Origin of the sequence: Erwinia sp. ErVv1 (assembly GCF_900068895.1) — a bacterium.
Lineage (GTDB): Bacteria > Pseudomonadota > Gammaproteobacteria > Enterobacterales > Enterobacteriaceae > Erwinia.
Genome location: NZ_CDPK01000006.1, coordinates 91,270 through 107,964, shown reverse-complemented (window position 1 = coordinate 107,964; position 16,695 = coordinate 91,270). Strand labels below are relative to the sequence as shown.

The 16,695-nt window shown below is 55.3% G+C and carries 12 protein-coding genes and 1 pseudogene; 11 read left to right on the top strand and 2 right to left on the bottom strand.

The window, feature by feature from the left end; all coding sequences use genetic code 11:
- The first annotated feature begins 15 nt into the window (after positions 1-15).
- Together A1830_RS11010 and A1830_RS11005 are read left to right on the top strand one after the other, a co-directional pair.
- Positions 16-675 carry a sugar phosphatase gene (locus A1830_RS11010; RefSeq protein WP_067705716.1) on the top strand — a complete coding sequence of 220 codons (660 nt, stop codon included), beginning with the start codon at positions 16-18 and terminating at the stop codon, positions 673-675.
- A 79-nt stretch (positions 676-754) separates the two neighbouring features.
- Positions 755-2,587, top strand: coding sequence for an SLC13 family permease (locus tag A1830_RS11005; RefSeq protein WP_067705714.1), 1,833 nt, complete (start codon positions 755-757; stop codon positions 2,585-2,587).
- A 41-nt stretch (positions 2,588-2,628) separates the two neighbouring features.
- Here the strand turns inward: A1830_RS11005 and yfbR are convergent, their stop codons facing one another.
- Together yfbR and A1830_RS10995 are read right to left on the bottom strand one after the other, a co-directional pair.
- The gene (gene yfbR, locus A1830_RS11000; protein WP_067705712.1) at positions 2,629-3,225 is read right to left on the bottom strand and encodes a 5'-deoxynucleotidase; all 597 of its coding nucleotides are present in this window, start codon (positions 3,223-3,225) and stop codon (positions 2,629-2,631) included.
- A gap of 224 nt (positions 3,226-3,449) precedes the next feature.
- Positions 3,450-4,664, bottom strand: a complete 1,215-nt coding sequence (locus A1830_RS10995; protein ID WP_067705710.1) for a pyridoxal phosphate-dependent aminotransferase — start codon at positions 4,662-4,664, stop codon at positions 3,450-3,452.
- Between the two features lie 1,023 nt (positions 4,665-5,687).
- On the opposite strand from A1830_RS10995, the gene lrhA reads away from it, so the two are divergent.
- From lrhA to nuoI, 9 genes and pseudogenes are all read left to right on the top strand, one after another.
- The gene (gene lrhA / locus A1830_RS10990; protein WP_067705899.1) at positions 5,688-6,614 is read left to right on the top strand and encodes a transcriptional regulator LrhA; all 927 of its coding nucleotides are present in this window, start codon (positions 5,688-5,690) and stop codon (positions 6,612-6,614) included.
- Positions 6,615-7,303: 689 nt separating this feature from the next.
- Complete coding sequence (locus tag A1830_RS10985) at positions 7,304-7,741, top strand: NADH-quinone oxidoreductase subunit A (RefSeq protein ID WP_067705708.1); 438 nt, start codon at positions 7,304-7,306, stop codon at positions 7,739-7,741.
- A gap of 15 nt (positions 7,742-7,756) precedes the next feature.
- Complete coding sequence (locus A1830_RS10980) at positions 7,757-8,431, top strand: NuoB/complex I 20 kDa subunit family protein (protein WP_067705705.1); 675 nt, start codon at positions 7,757-7,759, stop codon at positions 8,429-8,431.
- A gap of 121 nt (positions 8,432-8,552) precedes the next feature.
- Positions 8,553-10,366 (top strand): annotated as a pseudogene (gene nuoC / locus A1830_RS10975) (NADH-quinone oxidoreductase subunit C/D).
- A 2-nt stretch (positions 10,367-10,368) separates the two neighbouring features.
- Positions 10,369-10,884 carry an NADH-quinone oxidoreductase subunit NuoE gene (gene nuoE, locus A1830_RS10970; protein WP_067705701.1) on the top strand — a complete coding sequence of 172 codons (516 nt, stop codon included), beginning with the start codon at positions 10,369-10,371 and terminating at the stop codon, positions 10,882-10,884.
- Positions 10,881-12,227, top strand: a complete 1,347-nt coding sequence (gene nuoF, locus A1830_RS10965) for an NADH-quinone oxidoreductase subunit NuoF (protein ID WP_067705700.1) — start codon at positions 10,881-10,883, stop codon at positions 12,225-12,227. Before nuoE ends, nuoF begins: the two co-directional genes overlap by 4 nt.
- 205 nt (positions 12,228-12,432) lie before the next feature.
- Positions 12,433-15,159: an NADH-quinone oxidoreductase subunit NuoG gene (gene nuoG, locus A1830_RS10960; protein WP_067705699.1), complete on the top strand. Its 2,727-nt coding sequence runs from the start codon at positions 12,433-12,435 to the stop codon at positions 15,157-15,159.
- On the top strand, positions 15,156-16,133 hold the full coding sequence (gene nuoH, locus A1830_RS10955; protein WP_067705697.1) for an NADH-quinone oxidoreductase subunit NuoH: 978 nt from the start codon (positions 15,156-15,158) through the stop codon (positions 16,131-16,133). Before nuoG ends, nuoH begins: the two co-directional genes overlap by 4 nt.
- 11 nt (positions 16,134-16,144) lie before the next feature.
- Positions 16,145-16,687, top strand: coding sequence for an NADH-quinone oxidoreductase subunit NuoI (nuoI, locus tag A1830_RS10950; protein WP_067705696.1), 543 nt, complete (start codon positions 16,145-16,147; stop codon positions 16,685-16,687).
- The last annotated feature ends 8 nt before the right edge of the window (positions 16,688-16,695 follow it).

Here is a 16,695-nt window from a genome sequence, read left to right as displayed (position 1 = left end):
GTAAGGAAGAGCGTAGTGAAGTGTAAAGGTTTTCTGTTTGATCTGGACGGCACGCTGGTGGATTCACTTCCGGTGGTCGAACGCGCCTGGACAGGCTGGGCATCGCGTCACGGTATTGCAGCGGATGACGTGCTGAATTTTATTCACGGCAAGCAGGCAATTACCTCACTGCGCCATTTTATGGCCGGGGCGTCGGACGAGGCGATTCAGCAGGAATTTTTTGCTCTGGAAAAGAGTGAGGCTGAGGATACCGACGGGATCACCGCCCTGCCGGGTGCCATGCAGCTTCTGGCTACGCTGGACGAACTGGACATTCCCTGGGCGATTGTGACATCAGGCTCATTGCCGGTGGCATCGGCCCGACGTAAGGCGGCGGGGCTGCCCGAGCCGGAAGTGCTGGTCACCGCCGAGCGGGTGCAGAATGGCAAGCCTGAGCCGGATGCGTATCTGCTGGGCGCTCAGCTGCTCGATCTGGAGCCGGAAGAGTGTGTCGTTGTCGAAGATGCCGCCGCCGGTATTCTCTCGGGACTGGCAGCAGGCTGCCATGTGCTTGCGGTCAATCCGCCTGCGGGCGCGCCGCGACTGGAAGATGTCGATATGCAGCTCAGCTCCCTTGAAGAGCTGATTGTGCATAAGAACCCTGACGGCAGCATTGATGTACACCGAAAGCACTAAGAGATGATTTAACCCCGCTTATGCGGGGTTTTTTTATGCCACAATCTGTACAGTTCCCGTTAACGTACAGAGGGTTGCCGTGAATAAAGAGCTTATCTGGGTAATCGGTTTATTGCTGGTGGCCGTGCTGTTATTCGCCAGTGGCCGATTGCGCATGGATGTCGTCGCGCTGTTGGTCATCGTTGCGTTTGTCCTCAGCGGCACGCTGACGCTCCAGGAAGCGACCCTGGGTTTCAGCGATCCTAACGTGATACTGATTGCTGCGCTCTTTGTGATTGGCGCTGGCCTGGTGCGCACCGGGGTAGCGATTAAAATGGGCGACTGGCTGATAAAAATGGCCGGAAGCAGTGAAACCCGCATGCTGGTGCTGCTGATGCTCACGGTGGCAGGGCTGGGCGCAATCATGAGCTCGACCGGCGTAGTGGCGATTTTTATTCCCGTAGTGCTCAGCGTGGCGGCGAAGATGAAGCGATCGCCTGGCCGCCTGATGATGCCGCTGAGTTTTGCCGGGCTGATTAGCGGCATGCTGACGCTGGTTGCAACGCCGCCAAACCTGGTGGTTAACAGCGAGCTGGTCAGGGAGGGGCTCAAAGGCTTCGGCTTCTTTGACGTCACGCCCATCGGGCTGGTCGCCCTGATGCTGGGCATCGGCTATATGCTGATCGCGCGCTTCTGGCTGGTGACTCCGCAGAGTGAGAGTGAGGCCATGCGGCACCCCCGGCGCAGCTGGCAGGACCTCATCCGCGACTATAAGCTGAGTGGGCGCGCCAGAAGGCTGGCAGTTCGGGCCGGTTCGCCGCTGATTGGCCAGCGGGTGGATGATTTAAAGCTTCGTGAGCGCTACGGTATTAACGTGGTCGGGCTGGAACGCTGGCGCAAGTTTCGTCGGGTGATGGTTCCCGTCAGCGGAACCACCGAATTTCGGGCGCAGGACATTTTGCTTGTTGATATCTCCGCTACCGGTACCGATTTACGCGAGTTTTTACGCGAACAGCGGCTTGAGCCAAAGATCCTGCGGGGAGATTACTTTTCAGATCGTGCGCAGGACGTAGGGCTGGCCGAGGTGCTGATCGTGCCGGACTCGACGCTGGCGGGAAAAACGCTGCGTGAAATCACGTTCCGTACCCGCTATGACACCAGCGTAGTGGGATTGCGCCGCCGGGGTCAGCTCTATGAAGGTTCGGTGATTGACTTACCGCTGGAGCAGGGGGACATCCTGCTGGTGATCGGCGACTGGAAGAAGATTCGCCTGTTACAGCAGCAAACGCGTGATGTGGTTATGCTCAACCTGCCCGCTGAGATTGACGACGTTGCCCCCGCTCACAGTCAGGCCCCCCACGCGATTTTTTCTCTGGCGCTGATGGTGGCGATGATGCTCACCGACGAGATCCCCAACGCGATAGCGGCGCTGATTGCCTGCCTGCTTATGGGGAAATTCCGCTGCATCGATATGGAGAGCGCCTACCGGGCCATTCACTGGCCCAGCATCATTCTGATTGTTGGGATGATGCCGTTTGCGCTGGCCCTGCAAAAAACGGGTGGTGTAACGCTTATCGTAGATGGGCTGATGGGCATTGCGGGAGGGCGCAGCCCACATATGATGCTGCTTTGCCTGTTCGCACTCTGTGCAACCATTGGTTTATTTATCTCTAACACCGCCACGGCGGTGCTTATGGCCCCAATTGGAGTGGCTGCCGCTCATCAGATGGGCGTTTCACCTTATCCCTTTACGTTAATCGTGGCGGTGGCGGCCTCGGCTGCCTTTATGACCCCGGTCTCTTCACCGGTCAATACGCTGGTTCTTGGCCCGGGAGGCTACAAATTCAGTGACTTTGTGAAGGTCGGCGTCCCCTTTACCCTGCTGATTATGGTGGTCAGCGTAGTGATGGTGCCGGTGCTGTTTCCTTTTTAGCGCGTTAGCCGCCGCCTCCTTTTCATACCCGGCAGGCTTTATTAAAGAGATTCCTGGCTTATCTCATCAAGAGAGAGGCTGAAACTGGGTACGAAGACTTCGACAAAATAGTCCATCTCCGGGCTGTGACGCGCCGTCAGCGTTTTTTCCAGCCGCGCCTTAGCCAGCTGAAATTCGTGATTTCCCGCCGACAGCTCTTCCAGACATTTGAGGTAAGCGCACAGCGCGTCAGCCTGCTTAACAATCGCCGTCTCCTCTTCACTGTGCTGGTGTTCATCCAGCAGTGGGCGGTAGGCGGCCTGCAGCTCTTCCGGCAGCATATCAATCAGCTTCAGCTGGGCAATTTTCTCGATTTTTTTGTATTCGTGGGCGATCTGCGCGTTGTAATACTTCACTGGCGTCGGCAAATCGCCGGTCAGGACTTCGCTGGCATCGTGATACATCGCCATCAGTGCGATACGCTCGGCGTTCAGATTACCGTCGAATTTTTGATTTTTGATCACCGCCAGCGCATGGGCCACCATCGCAACCTGCAGGCTGTGTTCAGACACATTCTCAGTCCGCACATTACGCATGAGTGGCCAGCGATTAATCAGCTTAAGACGTGAGAGGTGGGCAAAAAAATGGCTCTGGCTCATCGGGCGGTTTTCCTGTGCGTTGGCGACTGAGCCAGAGTGTCCCGGCCCTCGGTGCAAGTATACACCCTGCGCCAATCGGGCTGTAGGGATCGGACAGGCAAAGGTAGAGGCGGCTGACTTCTTCGGGCTAACGACAGCCGGAGGCGCCTCCGACTGCATTCGGCGGACGAATAGCATGTGAAGCACGTCAGGCGACACCGCGTCTGTCTGATGGCAGCCCCGGCCTACTGACGGTATCCTTCAAGGAAGCGACCAAATTTACCGATCGCCATCTCCAGATCGTTTACGTGGGGCAGGGTAACGATACGCACGTGATCCGGCCATGGCCAGTTGAAGGCGGTCCCCTGTACCAGCAGAACTTTCTGTTGCAGCAGGAAGTCCAGCACCATTTTCTGATCGTCGTGCAGATTAAACTTTTTGGCATCAATGCGCGGAAACATATACAGCGCGCCGTCTGGCTTCACGCAGCTGACGCCCGGAATATCATTGATCAGCTCCCAGGCACGCTGGCGCTGTTCATACAGCCTGCCGCCAGGAGCGATAAATTCGCTGATACTCTGGTATCCGCCCAGCGCAGTCTGAATGGCATGCTGAGCCGGGACATTGGCGCAAAGACGCATCGACGCAAGCATCTCCAGCCCCTCGATATAGCCCTTAGCATGCTTTTTCGGACCGTTAAGCACCATCCAGCCCTGACGGAAGCCCGCCACGCGGTAGGTTTTGGACAGGCCGTTAAAGGTTACTGTCAGCAGGTCCGGAGCCAGGGCGGCAATCGAATGATGCTGCGCGGCATCGTAAAGAATTTTGTCGTAGATCTCATCGGCGAAAATAATGAGATCGTGCTGACGCGCAAGTTCAACCACTTCCATCAGCAGTTCTTTGCTATAAACCGCACCAGTCGGGTTGTTTGGGTTAATAATGACGATGCCCCGGGTGCGCGGCGTAATTTTGCTGCGGATATCATCGAGATCGGGGAACCAGCCGGCCGATTCATCGCAAAGATAGTGCACCGCCTTACCACTTGAGAGCGAAACCGCCGCGGTCCAAAGCGGATAATCGGGCGCAGGCACCAGCATTTCATCACCGCTGTTCAACAGCGCCTGCATTGACTGCACGATAAGCTCGGAGACGCCGTTGCCGATATAGACATCTTCAACGGTCATGTCCCGCATATCGCGCGCCTGATAGTGTTGCACAATCGCCTTACGCGCCGAGTACAGGCCTTTTGAATCACAGTAGCCCTGCGCGCTGGGCAGGTTACGGATGACATCGACAAGGATTTCGTCAGGCGCCTCGAAACCAAAGGGGGCCGGGTTGCCGATGTTCAGCTTAAGGACTTTATTGCCTTCTTCTTCCAGACGTTTTGCTTCTTTCAGTACCGGACCACGAATGTCGTAACACACATTATCCAGCTTATCGGACTTATTAATTGGGTTCATTTTTCTCGCCTTAAACTCTCAGAGCCGCATTCCTGCCGTGGAAAATTAAAACCTGCACAATGTACTCCTGTCACCGGCACTTTTGAAGGGTGCTGAACGGCTTTAGCCCGCGATATCCAACAAATCCATATGAATGAACCGGGCCGGACAAGGTCAAAGGGAAGTATGGTTGTTTAGTGGTTAATTAATATCATAAATATTTAATCGTGCCGATCGGCGCATATGGCGTAAACCAAGGGCCGGAGGGGGATAAAATCAGCGGGTTTATTCATATGAGGCAAAACTTTTTTGGCAGTATTTGGTTAAGTATAGTGCATTGATGCATACAGTTATTGTCCAAAAAAACTTCACTGGCTGTATAATAATTAACCACCGTGACATAATGGCTTGATAGATGCCTGAGGTGCGATTGTCGTTCCCTGGGTTCCTGCTCCAGGAATAAGTGTGTAAGAAATGATAAATTCTTATGGCGGAATGCTGATGTGATGGGGGTTGGCCAATAAAATCTTATTTTACTGATAAGAATAATCGCTTTTGGGCTTAAAAATTAATCGACAGTATGTCAGGATAATGTTCAGCGGACTTTGCACCGACTATGCAGGTGTTTCAGGTGGCATAATCAGCATTTTTGTTGCCTTTAAGCTTAAGGGTTTCTTAATAGTAGCGTGAGAATATAGCAACTTTTAATCCATCAAGTTTTTGATGATTGCTTTACAATGCCGGGTGCGCAGTCTGGATAATTGTATCTCAACATACGCTGCCCTCCCTTAACCGCCTGGCTTTCTGATCCTTATGGGTCAGGGCCATATGCGTTAGAGATGTATCAGATCGAAGAACCTGTTACGGCTATTACCTAAAGATTTATCTCAGGTTTTAGCCTGGCAAGGTTGTAGGGTCTGCGATAAAAAGTAATGCGCCAATAATTTCGAACGCATTACCGATAGATTTCCTTGATACCAATTTGATATCTAAGGGAAAACACCAGGATAGCTGTTAATAAAAACTTATAAAGTGAAGAAAAAAATGACTAGTACAAATCGTCCCATCCTCAATCTTGACCTTGATCTATTGAGAACGTTTGTTGCCGTAGCCGATTTGAATACCTTTGCGGCCGCTGCCGCCGCGGTATGCAGAACGCAGTCAGCGGTCAGCCAGCAGATGCAACGCCTTGAACAACTGGTAGGCAAAGAGTTGTTTGCCAGACATGGCCGCAATAAATTACTGACTGAGCATGGTATCCAGCTGCTGGGCTATGCGCGCAAAATTTTGCGCTTTAATGACGAGGCCTGTACTTCTCTGATGTACAGCAATATTCAGGGCGTCCTGACTATTGGTGCATCCGATGACACCTCCGATACCATCCTGCCGTTTCTGCTGAACCGTGTGACCTCGGTTTATCCTAAGCTGGCTATAGATGTGCGGGTGAAGCGTAACCCCTTTATGATGGAGATGTTAAACCAGGGCGAAGTCGATCTGGTGGTCACCACTTCCAGCCCGATGAACTTTACCTGGCAGGTACTGCGTACTTCTCCAACATTATGGTACTGCGCAGCAGACTATATTTTTCAGCGCGGGGAAGCGATTCCGCTGGTGCTGCTGGATGAGCCAAGCCCGTATCGTGACATGGCTATCGACCACCTCAACGAGGCGGGTATTCCATGGCGCATCTCCTACGTGGCCTCAACGCTGGCAGCGGTTCGTGCTGCGGTTAAGGCCGGGCTGGGTGTCACTGCACGCCCGGTTGAGATGATGAGCCCGGAACTGCGGGTAATGGGCGCGGCTGAAGGCCTGCCGGTACTGCCGGACACCGAATATTTACTCTGCCGTAACCCGGAAAGCGATAATGAGCTGGCTCTGGCGATATTTAATGCGATGGAGTCCAGTAACGATCCTTATAACCTCGCTCTGGCTGTGCAGGATAGCAGCGATCTTACTGACGACGCTGAATAGTCTTAAGTTAATTAGTCTTTCTCAACCTATTATTTATCTGAGATAAATAAGGGGAAACTGAGATAAATAAAGCCTTCCCGCGATGTAAAGTGGGAAGGCTTTTTTTTGGTGTGATTTTCTGCCCGTTTCTACCCGATTATCTGCAATAAACTTTCTGCTGCTTTACAGGTCTGTTCGGTCCGTTTTAAAACCCTGAAATGCCTCTGGTTAAACTTTTTTAAATGATTCCTCTTCTCAACTAGCGCCAGCCCGCGCGGCCCTCGCCCCTGGGGGATGAGTGGATTTTCTTCATAAAAGATAAAACTGTGTCCTGGATCAAAAAAATAACCCTGGTGAGGGGCAGGAAAAGCAGACAATTCCTGCGAGAATAGAGCGTGTTAAAACCTCGATCCATGCAGGGGAATACCCGCTACACTTTGTTCACAGGATGAGACTGACTCGATTTAGCTCACTTTCTGCGCATCATATGTTAAATAAATGCTGCGGGTGTAAATTAACGTGTGGATACTTTTGTCAAAGTTGACAAAAGGTTATAGAAAGGAGTAAAAAACCCCATAAAACTGCTGTCTTATCAAAAAAGACAGTAAAATTTATAAGGTTTTTTATTTTTTCCCTTGAATCGATGTGGTGGGTCAGCTGCCGAGACAGAGCAGTACGCCGGACATCACTGTGTGAGTGAAGCAGAAAGCATGTCAACTACTAATGGAATTGTTGCCCATCACTGGGCATTCGCCGTATTTCTCATTGTCTCCGTCGGTCTGTGCTGCGCGATGTTAGCCGGGGCCTGGTTTCTGGGCGGTAAAGCACGCGGACGCTATACAAATACCCCTTTTGAGTCCGGTGCCGCGCCCGTCGGTACGGCTAAGCTGCGCATGTCCGCCAAATTCTATCTGGTGGCCATGTTCTTCGTCATCTTTGACGTTGAAGCCCTCTATCTATACGCATGGTCGACCGCCATTCGCGAAAGCGGATGGACCGGCTTTGTGGAAGCTACGATTTTCATTTTGGTACTGCTTGCTGGTCTGGTTTATCTGGTGCGTATACGTGCACTGGATTGGGCTCCTGCACCGCGCCGCATCGTGGTCAAGCCAACCACCATTTCGCATTCCAATCGTCATACGCAGTAACAGCGAGGCATTAAGATGGACTATACGCTCACCCGCGCCGACCCGAACGGTGAGAATGACCGTTATCCCCTGCAGAAACAGGAAATCGTCAGCGATCCCCTGGAAAAGCACGTTCACCAAAGCGTCTATATGGGCAAGCTCGAACACGCGCTGCATGACATGGTGAACTGGGGGCGCAAAAATTCTCTGTGGCCCTTCAACTTTGGCCTTTCGTGTTGTTACGTAGAGATGACCACGTCATTTACAGCCGTACATGACGTGGCGCGATTTGGTTCGGAAGTTATTCGTGCCTCGCCGCGTCAGGCGGACTTTATGGTGGTTGCCGGTACCTGTTTTACCAAAATGGCACCGGTCGTTCAGCGTCTATACGACCAGATGCTGGAGCCTAAGTGGGTGATTTCGATGGGTGCCTGTGCTAACTCCGGCGGCATGTACGACATCTACTCTGTGGTGCAGGGCGTGGATAAATTCCTGCCCGTTGATGTGTATATCCCCGGCTGCCCACCGCGCCCAGAGGCGTATATGCAGGCGCTGCTGCTGTTGCAGGAATCGATCGGCAAAGAGCGTCGCCCACTGTCATGGGTGGTTGGCGACCAGGGCGTGTATCGCGCCAATATGCAGTCCGAGCGTGAACGTAAGCAGGGCGAGCGCATTGCCGTTACCACGCTTCGTACGCCTGACGAAATTTAAAGAATGCCCGCAAAGGGCACTGCAGTTTATGGACGTGGCCTGAAAAACCCGGCGCATAAAAACCACAACCAGCGCAAGGCCCGTCCTGACGCCAATAATGAGCGCCTGCATGCAGGCCCACATGGTGAATAACTTATGACTGATTTGACCACGCAAGATCTCGCTCAGCCAGCATGGCAAACCCGCGATCACCTGGATGACCCGGTGATTGGCGAGCTGCGTAACCGTTTTGGGCCCGATGCCTTCACCGTTCAGCCTACCCGCACCGGCGTGCCGGTTGTGTGGGTGAAGCGTGAACAGCTGCTGGAAATCACGGAATTCCTGCGCAAGCTGCCGCAGCCTTACGTTATGCTTTACGACCTGCACGGCATGGATGAGCGTCTTCGCACCCACCGCGCGGGCCTGCCTGCCGCAGACTTTTCCGTGTTCTACCACTTCATTTCCATTGAGCGTAATCGCGACATTATGCTCAAGGTGGCGCTTTCTGAGAAAGATCTGCACGTCCCAACCCTGACCAAAATTTTCCCTAACGCCAACTGGTATGAGCGTGAAACCTGGGAGATGTTTGGTATCACCTTTGATGGCCATCCCCACCTGACGCGCATCATGATGCCTCAGTCGTGGGAAGGTCATCCGCTGCGTAAAGATTATCCGGCGCGCGCCACTGAATTCGACCCCTTTGAGCTGACCAAACAGACTGAAGATCTGGCGATGGAGCAGATGACCTTCAAGCCGGAAGAGTGGGGCATGAAGCGCAGCACTGCTAATGAGGACTTTATGTTCCTCAACCTCGGACCTAACCACCCCTCAGCGCACGGGGCTTTCCGTATTGTGCTGCAGCTGGATGGCGAAGAGATCGTCGACTGCGTCCCGGATGTGGGCTATCACCATCGTGGCGCGGAGAAAATGGGTGAGCGTCAGTCGTGGCACAGCTACATTCCCTATACCGACCGTATCGAATACCTCGGTGGCTGCGTAAACGAAATGCCTTATGTGCTGGCGGTTGAAAAGCTGGCGGGCATTAAGGTCCCCGAACGCGTTGATGTGATCCGCGTGATGCTCTCAGAGCTGTTCCGCATAAACAGCCATCTGCTCTATATCTCCACCTTTATTCAGGACGTCGGCGCGATGTCACCGGTGTTCTTTGCCTTTACCGACCGCCAGAAAATTTACGACGTTGTGGAAGCGATAACCGGTTTCCGTATGCATCCCGCCTGGTTCCGCATTGGTGGCGTGGCGCACGATCTGCCAAAAGGCTGGGATCGGCTGCTGCGTGAATTCCTCAACTGGCTGCCGAAACGCCTGAAAGCCTATGAGCAGACCGCGCTGAAAAACAGCGTGCTGATTGGCCGTGCAAAAGGCGTTTCTGCCTACGGGATGGAAGAGGCGCTGGCCTGGGGAACCACCGGTGCTGGCCTGCGCGCTACCGGTCTGGACTTTGACGTACGTAAATGGCGTCCCTACTCAGGCTATGAAAATTTCGACTTTGAAGTACCGATTGGCGATGGCGTCAGCTGTGCCTATACCCGCGTTATGTTGAAAATGGAAGAGATGCGCCAGAGCCTGCGTATTCTTGAACAGTGCCTGAACAACATGCCGGAGGGGCCGTTTAAGGCGGACCATCCGCTGACCACGCCGCCACCGAAAGAGCGCACCCTGCAGCATATCGAGACCCTGATCACCCACTTCCTGCAGGTTTCATGGGGCCCGGTTATGCCAGCCAATGAATCCTTCCAGATGATTGAGGCGACGAAAGGGATTAACAGCTACTACCTGACCAGCGACGGCAGCACCATGAGCTACCGCACTCGCGTGCGAACGCCGAGCTTCCCGCACCTGCAACAGATCCCTTCGGTGATCAATGGCAGCCTGGTATCCGATTTGATCGTATACCTCGGTAGTATCGATTTTGTTATGTCAGACGTGGACCGCTAACTATGCACCAGGAAAGAATTGCGATCGAAACGATCGATAACCACGACGCGTTTGTGCTGAGCGCGACAGAGCGTGATGCCATTGAGCATGAAAAGCATCATTACGAAGACGCACGCGCAGCCTCAATTGAAGCGCTGAAAATCGTGCAGAAACAGCGTGGATGGGTGCCGGACGGTGCTATCCATGCCATCGCTGAGGTGCTGGGCATACCGGCCAGCGACGTTGAAGGCGTGGCGACATTCTACAGCCAGATCTTCCGCCAGCCGGTGGGCCGTCATGTGATCCGCTACTGCGACAGCGTGGTGTGCCATATCACCGGTTTCCAGGGCATTCAGGCGGCGCTGGAAGAGAATCTGCACATCAGACCGGGTCAGACCACGGCGGATGGCCGATTCACGCTGCTGCCCACCTGCTGTCTGGGCAACTGCGACAAGGGGCCGACGATGATGGTGGACGACGATACGCACGTTCACCTGACGCCGGAAAACATCGTCAACCTGCTGGAGCAGTATCCATGACAGTCAGAGAGATCGTTCGTACGGCGGAAACGCATCCGCTGACCTGGCGCCTGCGCGACGATAAGCAACCCATCTTCTTTGATGAGTATCGCAGCAAAAATGGCTACGCCGGTGCCGACAAAGCGCTAAAGACGCTGTCTCAGGACGAAATCGTCGCGGCGGTAAAAGAGTCCGGCCTGAAAGGGCGCGGCGGCGCGGGCTTCTCCACCGGGCTGAAGTGGAGCCTGATGCCGAAAGATGAGTCGATGAATATCCGCTACCTGCTGTGTAATGCGGATGAAATGGAACCCGGCACCTATAAAGACCGCCTGCTGATGGAGCAACTACCGCACCAGCTGGTGGAGGGGATGCTGATCAGTGCTTTTGCGCTGAAAGCTTACCGGGGCTACATCTTCCTGCGCGGCGAATATATTGAAGCGGCAGTGAACCTGCGCCGGGCGATTGCTGAAGCGACCGAAGCCGGTTACCTGGGTAAAAACATTCTCGGCACCGGTTTCGACTTTGAGCTGATCGTTCACACCGGGGCGGGGCGCTACATTTGCGGTGAAGAAACGGCGCTGATCAACTCCCTGGAAGGGCGTCGCGCGAACCCGCGTTCCAAGCCGCCTTTCCCGGCCTCCGCTGGCGTATGGGGTAAACCCACCTGCGTCAATAATGTGGAAACCCTGTCCAACGTGCCTGCCATCCTCGCCAACGGCGTGGAGTGGTACAAAAGCATCTCTTCCAGTGACGACACCGGTACCAAGATGATGGGCTTCTCGGGCCGGGTTAAAAACCCTGGCGTCTGGGAGCTGCCGTTTGGCACCACCGCGCGCGAAATTCTGGAAGATTACGCTGGCGGCATGCGCGACGGCCTGAAATTCAAGGCCTGGCAGCCGGGCGGGGCAGGGACTGACTTCCTGACCGAATCACCCCTCGACCTGCCGATGGAGTTTGCCAGCATCGGTAAAGCGGGCAGCCGTCTGGGTACGGCGCTGGCGATGGCGGTGGACCATGAGATCAACATGGTGTCGCTGGTGCGCAATCTGGAAGAGTTCTTTGCCCGCGAATCCTGCGGCTGGTGTACGCCATGCCGTGACGGCCTGCCGTGGAGCGTCAAAATTTTGCGCGCGCTGGAGCGGAAAGAGGGGCAGCCGGGCGATATCGAAACGCTGCTGCAACTTTGCCGTCAGCTCGGTCCGGGAAAAACCTTCTGCGCGCACGCCCCGGGTGCCGTAGAGCCGCTGCAAAGCGCGATCAAATATTTCCGCGAAGAGTTCGAGGCAGGCATTGCCCCGCAGGTGTTCAGTAACGCCCACGCGATTGCGGGTATCCAGGCTAACCTGCTGAAAGCCCGCTGGTAAAAAAAGCTCACGCGTAACAAGAAGTGCGAAATAACCAAATTAATTGGCGTTGTAGCAAGGCAGCAAGAGAACGCATCCCCGGGAGCTTACATAGGTAAGTGACCGGGGTAAGAGAGCGCAGCTAACACCGCTACAACGTCAAGTAAGAAGGTTATTTAAGAATTGTGTTTAACGCTCGTATGAGCCTTACGGAAGCATGTTCACTATGGCTACAATACATGTAGACGGTAAAGAATATGACGTTGATGGAGCGGACAACCTGCTACAGGCTTGCCTCTCGCTCGGCCTCGATATTCCTTATTTTTGCTGGCACCCGGCGCTGGGAAGCGTGGGCGCCTGCCGCCAGTGCGCGGTGAAGCAATATCAAAATGCCGAAGACACCCGCGGTCGCCTGGTCATGTCGTGCATGACCCCGGCTTCCGACGGCACGTTCATCTCCATTGATGACGGTGAAGCGAAAGAGTTTCGCGAAAGCGTGGTGGAGTGGCTGATGACTAACCACCCGCACGACTGTCCGGTTTGTGAAGAGGGCGGCAACTGCCACCTGCAGGACATGACCGTGATGACCGGCCACAGCTTCCGTCGCTATCGGTTCACTAAGCGTACCCACCGCAATCAGGATCTCGGTCCGTTTATCTCGCACGAAATGAACCGCTGTATCGCCTGCTATCGCTGCGTTCGCTACTACAAAGATTACGCGGACGGTACCGACCTTGGCGTGTACGGCGCGCATGACAACGTCTATTTCGGTCGTCCGGAAGATGGCACGCTGGAGAGTGAATTCTCCGGTAACCTGGTGGAGGTCTGCCCGACCGGCGTCTTTACCGATAAAACGCACTCCGAGCGCTATAACCGTAAATGGGATATGCAGTATGCCCCGAGCATCTGCCAGCAGTGCAGCGTGGGCTGTAACACCAGCCCGGGCGAGCGCTACGGCGAACTCAGGCGCATCGAAAACCGCTACAACGGCACCGTAAACCAGTACTTCCTGTGCGATCGCGGGCGTTTTGGCTATGGCTATGTGAACCTGAAAGACCGGCCACGTCAGCCCATGCAGCGTCGCGGCAATGACTGGATCGCCCTCAACGCCGAACAGGCAATGCAGGGCGCGGCGGACGTGCTGCGCCAGGCGAAGAAGGTTATTGGTATTGGTTCTCCGCGCGCCAGCGTTGAAAGCAATTTCGCTCTGCGCGAATTGGTTGGCGCTGAAAACTTCTCTACCGGCATCCCGGCCGCTGAACAGGCGCGGCTTGAGCTGATGCTGAATATTCTACGCGATGGCGGCATTCACACGCCTGCCCTGCGTGAAATTGAAAGCTATGATGCGGTACTGGTGCTGGGCGAAGACCTTACCCAGACCGGTGCCAGAGTGGCACTGTCGGTACGCCAGGCGGTGAAGGGCAAAGCGCGTGAGATGGCCGCCGCGCAGAAAGTGGCGGACTGGCAGATTGCGGCCATTATGAACATTGGACAGCATGCCAAACATCCGCTTTTTGTTACCAACGTCGATCGCACCCGCATGGATGACATCGCAGCGTGGAGCTACTGTGCACCGGTGGAAGACCAGGCCCGTCTGGGCTTTGCCATTGCACACGCGCTGGATGAAACGGCACCGGCGGTCAGCGATATCGATCGGGCGCTGAGCGGAAAAATTGATGTTATCGTCCAGGCGCTGGCCGGGGCAAGAAAGCCGCTGATTATCTCCGGCGTTAACGCGGGCAGCGAAGCCGTTATCCACGCGGCTGCCAACGTGGCAAAAGCGCTGAAGGGCCGTGGGGCGGACGTTGGCATTACCCTGCTTTCCGGTGCGGCTAACAGCGTAGGTCTGGGCCTGATCGGTGGGCAACCGCTGGAAGCGGCGCTGGACGAACTGGCAAGCGGCGCGGCGGATGCGGTTATCGTGATGGAGAACGATCTCTATCGCCATGCGCCTAAGGCCAGCGTGGACGCAGCGTTAAGCAATGCCGCTAACGTGATTGTGGTCGATCACCAGCGCACGGCGACCAGCGACAGGGCGGGGCTGATCCTCTCCACCGCCAGCTTTGCAGAGAGCGACGGCACCGTGGTGAATCAGGAAGGCCGCGCGCAGCGCTTCTTCCAGGTTTACGACCCAGCCTACTATAACGACAGCGTGCAGATGCTTGAAAGCTGGCGCTGGCTGCACTCATTGCAGAGTACTATCCGCAGCCGTGAAGTGGACTGGACCCAGCTTGACCATGTGATCGACGCCTGCGTTCAGGCGCTGCCGCAGCTGGCCGCGATCAAAGACGCCGCGCCGGATGCCAGCTTCCGTATTCGCGGACAGAAACTGGCGCGCTCCCCTGCGCGTTCCAGCGGCCGTACCGCCATGCGCGCTAACATCAGCGTACATGAGCCGCGTCAGCCGCAGGATAAGGACACCATGTTTGCCTTCTCAATGGAAGGTAACAACCAGCCCTCAGCCGCGCGTTCGCAGATCCCCTTTGCATGGGCGCCGGGCTGGAACTCCCCGCAGGCGTGGAATAAATTCCAGGCTGAAGTGGGCGGGAAATTGCGTAATGGCGACCCGGGCGTTCGACTGTTCGAGGCCGGTGAAGCACAGATGGACTGGTTCGACGTGGTGCCGGTCGCCTTTGCCGGTCAGGTGGGTCGCTGGCGCGTAGCGCCTTACTTCCACCTGTTTGGCAGCGAGGAGATGACGCAGCGTTCAGCGGTGATTCAGCAGCGTATGCCCGCACTGTATGCCATGGTTAACCCGGCAGATGCGGCAACGCTTGGCGTAAATGCGGGGGCCACCGTCGAGTTTAGCTGTGCCGGTGAAACCCTGCGTCTGCCGGTACGTTTCTCCGAAACGTTACAGGCGGGGCAGGTAGGGCTGCCGATTGGCCTGCCGGGTATTCCTCCCTTCCTGCTGGGTGCCAACATTGACAATCTGCAGGAGGCGGCACAATGAGCTGGCTGACACCGGAAGTTATTGACGTATTGATTGCTGTGGTTAAGGCCCTCGTGATCCTGTTTGTCGTGGTGGGCTGTGGCGCCTTTATGAGCTTCGGCGAACGCCGCCTGCTCGGCCTGTTCCAGAACCGCTACGGACCCAACCGGGTTGGCTGGGGCGGTTCGCTCCAGCTGGTGGCGGACATGATCAAAATGTTCTTCAAAGAGGACTGGACGCCGCCGTTTACCGACCGGGTGATCTTCACGCTGGCGCCAATGATCGCCTTTACCTCGCTGCTGCTGGCGATGGCTATTGTTCCTGTGACTTCAACCTGGATGGGGGCGGACCTCAATATCGGGCTGCTGTTCTTCCTGATGATGGCCGGGCTGGCCGTGTATGCGGTGCTGTTCGCCGGGTGGTCAAGTAACAACAAATACTCCCTGCTGGGGGCGATGCGCGCCTCGGCACAGACCCTGAGTTACGAAGTGTTCCTCGGCCTGTCGCTAATGGGCGTGGTAGCACAGGCGGGCTCGTTCAATATGGTCGACATCGTCAACAGCCAGCAGCATCTGTGGAATATCATTCCGCAGTTCTTTGGCTTTCTGACCTTTGCCATTGCGGGCGTTGCGGTCTGTCACCGTCATCCCTTTGACCAGCCGGAAGCGGAGCAGGAACTGGCCGACGGTTACCATATTGAATATGCCGGAATGAAGTTTGGCCTGTTCTTTGTGGGTGAATACGTCGGGATTGTTACCGTCTCCTCGCTGATGGTGACGCTGTTTTTCGGCGGCTGGAATGGTCCGTGGCTGCCACCGATCTTCTGGTTTGCGATCAAAACGGCGTTCTTCATGATGATGTTCATACTGATTCGTGCTGCGTTACCGCGCCCGCGCTATGACCAGGTGATGTCGTTCGGCTGGAAAGTTTGTCTGCCGTTGACGCTGTTGAACCTGCTGGCCACCGCCGCAGTGATTCTGTACAACGCGCAGTAAGGGGTAAGACAATGACATTAAAAGACATTGTGGTGGGTTTTGGCACCACGGTTCGCAGTATATTTCTGATTGGTATGAACGCGTTCGCGAAGCGTGAAACCATGATGTATCCGGAAGAGCCGGTTTATCTGCCGCCGCGCTATCGTGGACGCATCGTGCTGACGCGCGATCCCGACGGTCAGGAGCGCTGCGTGGCCTGTAACCTGTGCGCGGTTGCCTGTCCGGTAGGCTGTATTTCGCTGCAAAAAGCTGAAATGCAGGATGGCCGCTGGTATCCCGAGTTTTTCCGCATCAACTTCTCACGCTGCATTTTTTGCGGCCTGTGTGAAGAGGCCTGCCCGACCACGGCGATTCAGCTTACCCCGGACTTTGAAATGGGTGAGTTCAAGCGTCAGGATCTGGTTTATGAAAAAGAGGATCTGCTGATTTCCGGCCCGGGCAAATACCCGGAATATAATTTTTACCGGATGGCGGGTATGGCAATCGACGGGAAAGACAAAGGTCAGGCTGAAAATGAAGCCAAACCTGTCGACGTCAAGGGCTTGTTACCTTAAGGAGCCAG

What these genes read in the sequence shown, in the direction of transcription:
- yfbR (WP_067705712.1), bottom strand. Translation starts at nt 3,225, where the DNA reads ATGAGCCAGAGCCATTTTTTTGCCCACCTCTCACGTCTTAAGCTGATT.
- A1830_RS10995 (WP_067705710.1), bottom strand. Translation starts at nt 4,664, where the DNA reads ATGAACCCAATTAATAAGTCCGATAAGCTGGATAATGTGTGTTACGAC.
- lrhA (WP_067705899.1), top strand. Translation starts at nt 5,688, where the DNA reads ATGACTAGTACAAATCGTCCCATCCTCAATCTTGACCTTGATCTATTG.
- A1830_RS10985 (WP_067705708.1), top strand. Translation starts at nt 7,304, where the DNA reads ATGTCAACTACTAATGGAATTGTTGCCCATCACTGGGCATTCGCCGTA.
- A1830_RS10980 (WP_067705705.1), top strand. Translation starts at nt 7,757, where the DNA reads ATGGACTATACGCTCACCCGCGCCGACCCGAACGGTGAGAATGACCGT.
- nuoE (WP_067705701.1), top strand. Translation starts at nt 10,369, where the DNA reads ATGCACCAGGAAAGAATTGCGATCGAAACGATCGATAACCACGACGCG.
- nuoF (WP_067705700.1), top strand. Translation starts at nt 10,881, where the DNA reads ATGACAGTCAGAGAGATCGTTCGTACGGCGGAAACGCATCCGCTGACC.
- nuoG (WP_067705699.1), top strand. Translation starts at nt 12,433, where the DNA reads ATGGCTACAATACATGTAGACGGTAAAGAATATGACGTTGATGGAGCG.
- nuoH (WP_067705697.1), top strand. Translation starts at nt 15,156, where the DNA reads ATGAGCTGGCTGACACCGGAAGTTATTGACGTATTGATTGCTGTGGTT.
- nuoI (WP_067705696.1), top strand. Translation starts at nt 16,145, where the DNA reads ATGACATTAAAAGACATTGTGGTGGGTTTTGGCACCACGGTTCGCAGT.